6 protein-coding genes are annotated in these 7,450 nt (G+C 40.7%); all 6 read left to right on the top strand.

The annotated features are described in order from the left end of the window. Positions 1-1,086 precede the first annotated feature (1,086 nt). Positions 1,087-2,019, top strand: coding sequence for an outer membrane protein assembly factor BamD (locus G7092_RS20010; RefSeq protein WP_166091667.1), 933 nt, complete (start codon positions 1,087-1,089; stop codon positions 2,017-2,019). Positions 2,020-2,031: 12 nt separating this feature from the next. Beyond that, entirely contained in the window at positions 2,032-2,364 is a 333-nt protein-coding gene (locus tag G7092_RS20005; RefSeq protein WP_076379032.1) for a DNA-directed RNA polymerase subunit omega, read from the top strand. Between the two features lie 147 nt (positions 2,365-2,511). Then, on the top strand, positions 2,512-3,714 hold the full coding sequence (gene coaBC / locus G7092_RS20000; RefSeq protein ID WP_166091665.1) for a bifunctional phosphopantothenoylcysteine decarboxylase/phosphopantothenate--cysteine ligase CoaBC: 1,203 nt from the start codon (positions 2,512-2,514) through the stop codon (positions 3,712-3,714). Further along, entirely contained in the window at positions 3,711-4,622 is a 912-nt protein-coding gene (porD, locus tag G7092_RS19995; protein ID WP_166091664.1) for a type IX secretion system protein PorD, read from the top strand. The genes coaBC and porD overlap by 4 nt, the downstream gene beginning before the upstream one ends. A gap of 454 nt (positions 4,623-5,076) precedes the next feature. Continuing rightward, positions 5,077-5,454 (top strand): BlaI/MecI/CopY family transcriptional regulator, encoded by a 378-nt coding sequence (locus tag G7092_RS19990; protein ID WP_166091663.1) that lies wholly within the window; start codon positions 5,077-5,079, stop codon positions 5,452-5,454. Between the two features lie 6 nt (positions 5,455-5,460). Further along, a complete protein-coding gene (locus G7092_RS19985) occupies positions 5,461-7,437 on the top strand; it encodes a M56 family metallopeptidase (RefSeq protein WP_166091662.1) in 1,977 nt (658 codons plus the stop codon). Positions 7,438-7,450: the final 13 nt, after the last annotated feature.

Below are 7,450 nucleotides of genomic sequence, written 5' to 3'. Positions count from 1 at the left end.
CGCTTTCTTATAACGCACCGGAAGGGTTTAGTTTCCGATCGTTACGCTACATGATTTTCTATTTCTTAAAAGAACTTATCGCTTCACCATCCCGGATCCGCTTTATAATCTTGGAGTTCTTATGCTCCTTAACTCTTCATTTTCTGTCCGTCAGAATCGCTCCGACTTCTCTCTTTTTTATCCAGGCCAACTCTCGTTTTCCCTTCTTTTATTTTACTGCCAAATTCGCTTTGGCCTCCCCTTCTTTCTCTCTCAGCGTCTCCGCTTTTTTCCTTCCTTCGTTTCGGGAGTGCAAAGGTAGTAACCTTTTTCTTATTTGCAAAACTTTTTTTTCTTTTCTTTATTCTAAGTTTTGACCGCCTTTTCTCTCTCTTTTCTATCCCTCCTCAGCGGGCTGCAAAGGTATAAACCTTTTTGACTTTTCGAAAATTTATTTGAAGTTTTTTTGGTCTTTATTTTTCTCTTTCAATCTCAATATCTCTCTTCAAAAACCACTTCACTAACCTTTCTAAGAACAACCCCGCTTCCTCATTTGCGGGCTGCAAAGGTATGCATAGAAAACAATTTCGCAAACTGTTTTTAACAAATACTTAACATGTGTGCATAAGGCTTTAATAATCAGCCGAAAAAATTACTCATCAAATGTGTAAACCGGATAATTACCTATAAAATCAACCATAGCGGCTCATCTTTGTTAATAAAGCCGCCATTTCTCCAGCATTTTTGCAATGCAACTCAAGCTCTACCTATATACTATATATACAGCACCCGGATAAACAGTTTTCCAATCAGACAAAGAGACTTTCATTCGTTACCTACATATACTATTATATATAGTAGTAAATACATAGCCAGTAGTCAGGGAAAAACACGATGCTATTTGCTTACTTATATACTATATTATATAGTCCCCCATTTCCTAAGTCCGGGAAGGATTTGAATGAACCTGCCAGACCGGCATAGATGAGCCCAATAGTTAAAAGATGTTAAATAGTTTGTTATATACATAAGGAGCAGGAAACACGTTATATATTCGCTGATAAATAAATAATTGACTGATTTATATTATTCACCTATCTTTGCAAAATGTTTAAAAAGCAACTTACGTTATTAGCCAGTGTTTTAGCTCTGTTAATTATCACACTTGGCAGTTGTAAAAGCAAATACGAAAAGTTAAAAGCAAGTAACGATTACGCCAAAAAATACCAGGAGGCTATCAAGTACTATAATCAAAAAGATTATAACAAAGCTTTGGGCTTATTTGAGGTGTTGGTTGAACGCTATCGGGGACGTGCCGAGGCGGAAGATCTATTTTATTATTATGCCTTCACCAATTATAAGTTGAAGGACTATACATCGGCAAGATATCACTTCAAAACCTTTGCAGACACGTATCCATCAAGCACGAGGGCCGAAGAATGCCGTTTCTTCTCGGCTTACTGTTATTACCTGGATTCGCCTATATACTCGCTTGATCAGGAGAACACCATGAAAGCCATCGAGGCTTTACAGTTGTTTATTAACCTGTACCCTAAAAGCGACCGTGTTACTGAGGCAAGTAAGCTGATACAAAACCTGCGTGATAAGCTGGAAACAAAAGCTTATGCCAATGCTAAATTGTATTTAACCATCAGCGACTATCAATCGGCGGTAATTGCCTTTAATAATGCACTGCGTGATTACCCGGATACCAAATATGCCGAAGAAATGGAATACCTTACGGTTAAGGCGCAATATTTATATGCTAACCACAGTTTAGAATACAAACAAGAGGAGCGTTATAACCTGGCCGAAGTTTACGCCAATCAATTCAACGAAAAATACCCGAACAGTACCTACGGCCACGATGTGAAAACATTGGCTAAAGACAGCGAACGCGGCATACAAAATGCAAAACATATCTTAGCCGAAGCCTTGAGCAACGACAGGGTAGCCAAAAAATTGGCGGAAAAAGGAAAAGATACCTTAAAAACACAGCCGCCATCAGAAAAGAACCAGCAACAAAAAATACCATATTAAAAAAATTTATATATGACAGCAAATAACCCAAACAAACCAGCAGTAGCCAGCAGCACTGTAACCCGCGATTTACGCGAGCTGGATGTAAACACTAACAATATATATGAGTCGCTTGTAATTATGTCAAAAAGAGCGAACCAGATATCAAACAATATTAAAGAAGAGTTACATCAAAAACTTTCTGAGTTTGCATCATCAAATGACAACCTGGAAGAGGTTTTTGAAAACCGCGAGCAAATCGAGATCTCTAAATACTACGAGAAACTGCCAAAACCATCATTGGTAGCCGTTCAGGAATTTTTAGACGACAAAGTTTACTACCGTAACCCTACTAAAGAAGCATAAGCTATTTTAGTTCAAAAGCTAAAAGCCAAAATTCAAAATTGCCGGTATTGCCGCTTTTGAATTTTGGCTTTTGTTTTTTATGTATCTTCACATAACCAAGTCAGGATTCTTTTGAATTTTGACTTTTTAATTTTGACTTTAATTTAAATGTTAGAAGGTAAAAATATAGTTCTAGGTGTTTGCGGTAGTATAGCCGCTTATAAATCGGCCTTATTGGTTAGGCTATTGGTTAAAGCCGGCGCGCACGTAAAAGTGGTGATGACGCCCGATGCCACTCATTTTATTACCCCGCTTACCTTATCCACCCTTTCTAAAAATCCTGCCCAGGTTAATTATTTTAAACCCGACACCGGCGAGTGGAACAATCATGTAGAGTTGGGTTTATGGGCCGATATGCTGATCATAGCTCCTGCTAGTGCAAATACCCTGGCTAAAATGGCCAATGGCATTTGCGATAATTTGTTATTGGCGGTTTATCTATCGGCTAAATGCCCGGTATATTTTGCGCCTGCCATGGATCTGGATATGTGGCTGCATCCGGCTACGCGGCAAAATGTTACCCGATTGCAATCCTTTGGTAATGTATTAATAGCCCCCGGATCAGGTGAGCTGGCCAGTGGTTTGTATGGAGAGGGCCGGATGGCCGAGCCGGATGAGATCGTTACCTTTTTATCATCAGCCATAAAAAAAAAACTCCTTTTAGCCAATCATAATATCGTGGTTACCGCGGGCCCTACTTATGAGGCCATTGATCCGGTACGCTTTATTGGTAATCATTCATCAGGTAAAATGGGCTTTGCCATTGCCGATGAGCTGGCTGCTATGGGTGCCAATGTTATCCTCATCAGCGGTCCATCGGCTGAAGTAAGCCACCAGCAAAACATCAAACGGATAAATGTAACCTCTGCAGCCGAGATGCTTGCTGCCTGCGAGAGGAACTTTAAAACCGCCAAAGCCTGTATCATGAGCGCTGCCGTGGCCGATTATACCCCTGTGCATGTGGCCGATCAAAAGATCAAAAAGCAGGATGGCGGCTTAAATATCGAGCTCAAAAAAACCACCGATATTTTAAAATATCTGGGTGAGCAGAAAACGCAGGACCAGATACTCGTTGGCTTTGCCCTGGAAACTAATGATGAGGAACAAAATGCAATAAGCAAGCTGCAAAGAAAAAATCTTGATTTTATTGTGTTAAATTCGCTTAATGATGCCGGAGCCGGTTTTAAAAAGGATACCAATAAAGTAACCATTATTGACCGCGACCTTCAAAAAACAGTATTTGAACTTAAAAGTAAGGAAGCTGTGGCTCAGGATATTTGCCTTAAAGTTGCCCAACTCATCAACAGATGAAGAAAATATTTTTTTATATCATTTTAACCCTGGCGGGTTTCAGGGTTGCGGCCCAGGACCTTAATGCGCGGGTACAGGTGCTTTCGCCCAAAATACAGGGTAGCAACAAGCGTATTTTTCAAACGCTGGAAACGGCCATGAGGGATTTTTTGAATGGCCGCAAATGGAGCGCCGACCCTATACTACCACAGGAAAGAATAGACTGCAACTTTGTACTGAACATTACCAACTGGGATGGCAGCAGCAATTTTAGCGGTGAGCTCCAGGTACAATCGTCAAGACCGGTTTATAATTCAACCTATAGTTCTACCATTATCAACCTTACCGATAAGGATATTGACTTTATTTACAACGAAGGCCAGACTATTGACTATACCGATCAAAGTTTTCAAAGTAACCTCAGTTCCATCATGGCATTTTATGCCTATGTTATTATTGGTCTTGACTACGATACATTTTCGCCCTACGGAGGGTCATCCTATTTTGCAGCATCGCAAACGGTGATCAATAACGCCCAAACCAGTTCATACCGGGGCTGGAAGGCCTTTGACGGCAACATTAGCCGGTATTGGCTCTGCGAAAACCTGAACAATAAAGCTTATGCACCTTTACGCAGCTTCTTGTACGATTATCATCGTAATGGTTTGGATATGATGGCCGATAATACATCCAAAGGTCTTAAAGCGATAGCCTCTTTCCTGCCTTCACTGCAGCAGGTTGACAGGCTACGCGTGGGCGCTATGCTCCCGCTTATATTTTATACTGCCAAAAGTGATGAACTGGTATCGCTGTTTAGTAAAGCTGAGCCGCAGGATCGTTTGCAGGCCATGAATTTGCTGATACAGGCCGACCCAGCTAATGGTAATAAGTACCAAACATTACAGGGTAGCAATCCCACTACACGCTAAGCAAGGTAGCTCCTGAACAGGTGGGCCGTCTTATAAAAAGTGGGTTTACATGGTTTACACTTTTCATGGTTTACGCCAAGTTATGTATCTGTAAATCAAATAACTACATGAAATAATTTGTCAAAAATTGGGTTTACATGTAAACTATAACTCAAAACCATAAATCCATTACATTCTCCATGCGTCATTGCGAGGTACGAAGCAATCTCTACAAAGGCAGGTCAACTCACTCTGTATAGCTTAGAGATTGCTTCGTACCTCGCAATGACGCGCGCATTAGAAAGCGCAGACCGGGTGAGTCGACTATAAAAGCGATATTTTGCTAAACCTATTTTGCCCTTTTCTCAGAAAATAACTTTGATTTCCCCTACCCCCAAAATTATTTTCACAAAACTCTTGCAAATACGAAAATCATCGTAGATATTTGTACGAAGAAATTCGTATTAAAAATAACATGGATATAAAACCAACAGAAAGCGAGCTGGAAATATTGCAGGTGATCTGGAATAAAGGGCAATGTACCGTACGCGATGTGCACGAGCAATTGGCCAAAACCAAGGATGCCGGTTATACCACTACGCTAAAGCTGATGCAGATTATGCACGACAAAGGTTTGGTTGAACGTGACACTACCTCAAAAACACATTTGTACAAAGCATTATTTACCCAGGAGCAGGCGCAAAGCAACGCTTTGGATAAAATATTGTCTACTGTATTTAAAGGTTCAACGTCCGATCTGGTGATACAGGCCCTCGGTCAGCACCGGGCATCAGCAGACGAAATTGACGCTATTAAAAATTTCCTTAACCAATTTGATCAGGATAAAAAATAAACAATCATGGAAAATCTGTTCTATAACATCAGCCAGGTTTTAGGCATCACCATCATCCACTCTTTATGGCAGGGATTATTGGTATGGTTTGTATTGCATCTGCTATTTACCTGTGCGCCATCCATGTCGTCGGTAAAAAAGCACAACCTGGGCATGGCGGGTATCTTTACCATTTGCTCCTGGTTTATTTATACATTTATTGTACAAATACAACAACATGTATGGGTTGATCTGGCTGCTGTTACTTCACCCGGTTTATTACCGCACTTTGATTTTCCGTTAAATGCGGCCACTCATGCCATTCCTGCGGCTCGCCTAAATTATGTTATTGAAGGATACCTGCCCTATGTTTCGGCATTGTACTTTGCTGGCCTGGTATTCAACCTGCTTAGAATGGGCCTTAATCTGCAAAAACTAAGTCTCATCAAAAACAGCATGATCCCTGCAGATGAAGTACAGATCCTTGTAGATAATCTTTGCGAAAAGCTGCGCATTCATAAATATGTAAGCGCCAATTTCAGCCGCATGGTGGATGTGCCTTGTATGATCGGTTTTTTTAAACCTATTATTCTTTTACCCATCACCCTTACTACTTATTTATCAGCTACCGAGATCGAAGCTATTTTACTGCACGAGCTATCACATATCAAGCGGAACGATTATCTGCTGAATATGATACAGCAACTCATAACCGTATTACTTTTCTTTAATCCCTTTGCCCAATTAATTAACAAACTCATAAACCAGGAACGCGAAAACCACTGCGACGATCTGGTAGTACAAACCACAGCGCAACCCCTGATATATGCCCAGGCTCTTTTAAAACTCGAGCAAACCCGGCATATGGATCTGCGCCTAGCAATGGCTGCTACCAGCAAAAAGTATCCTTTATTAACCAGAATTGAACGTATCATGAAAACAACAAAACCAATGGGCAATATCCGCCACCTGCTTGTGGCCGTTGCCATAATGGCTGCCAGCATAAGTAGCATAGCATGGTTAAATCCAACCATCAAAAACGGAAAACTTTCTATTAAGGCTTTCCCCAAAGTTCTTGCCGATCCTATCGACACTGTCCGTAAATCAACCGTTAAGTCGAAAAAAGTGCTAGCTTATAAAAAAACTAAAGAAAAACAGGCCAATTATGAAAAGCACCTGGCCGAAAGATATGGCCTTAATGATGCCGAACTGAACCGCTTAACCGCAGAGGTAACCAAACATGCCGAAGCCATGAGCCAATATTATAACAGTGCCGACTTTAAAAGGCAATCGGAATTACTTGCTCAAAAAGGACAAGCTATGGCCGACTATTATAATCGCCCGGAAATGAAAGAATTGCAGGAACGCCAGCAAAAAATAGCCGCTGAGTACCAAAAAGAAGTGGGTGATGGTAGTGAAACGAGAGAACTGGGCGAAAAAATGCGTCAGCTTGGCGATAAAATGGGCAAATATTATAGCAGCCCTGAGTTTAAGGAGATGAACGAGCAGCTGGAGAAAAAGTATGGTATACCACACAACCATAATTACATCGACGATAGCAAAGATGAAAATTACCGCAAATACCAGGATGAGCTGCAAAGCAAAATACCTGCGGAGGTAAAACAGCAAACCGATGAATTGAAAAAAATGGGCGAACAAATGCACGCCAAATATGATTCGCCGGAGTTTCGTAAAAAACAAGATGAACTAAGAGCCATGGGCGATAGTATCAGAAAAGCTTATAGTAACCCTCAGATGAAACAACAGCAAGCCGAAATGAAAAAGCTGGGAGAGCAAATGCACTCCTATCAAAACAACCCTCAGTTGAAAAAAGAAAAGGAATTGCTTGATCAGGCTTCTAAAAGATTGCATGAATATACTAACAGTCCTGCTTTTAAGAAAAAGATGGAAGAATATCGTAAACAGGCATATAACTATCAATATGATTACAAGTACGATAACAAATACGATTCTGACGCTAAGGCCGATACTACCAATAGATAGTTTTAATATTATC

The sequence above is a fragment of the Mucilaginibacter inviolabilis genome (assembly GCF_011089895.1).
GTDB classification, from domain to species: domain Bacteria; phylum Bacteroidota; class Bacteroidia; order Sphingobacteriales; family Sphingobacteriaceae; genus Mucilaginibacter; species Mucilaginibacter inviolabilis.
The sequence above is the reverse complement of the archived record's forward strand: the minus strand, read 5'-3'. Positions and strand labels throughout refer to the sequence as shown.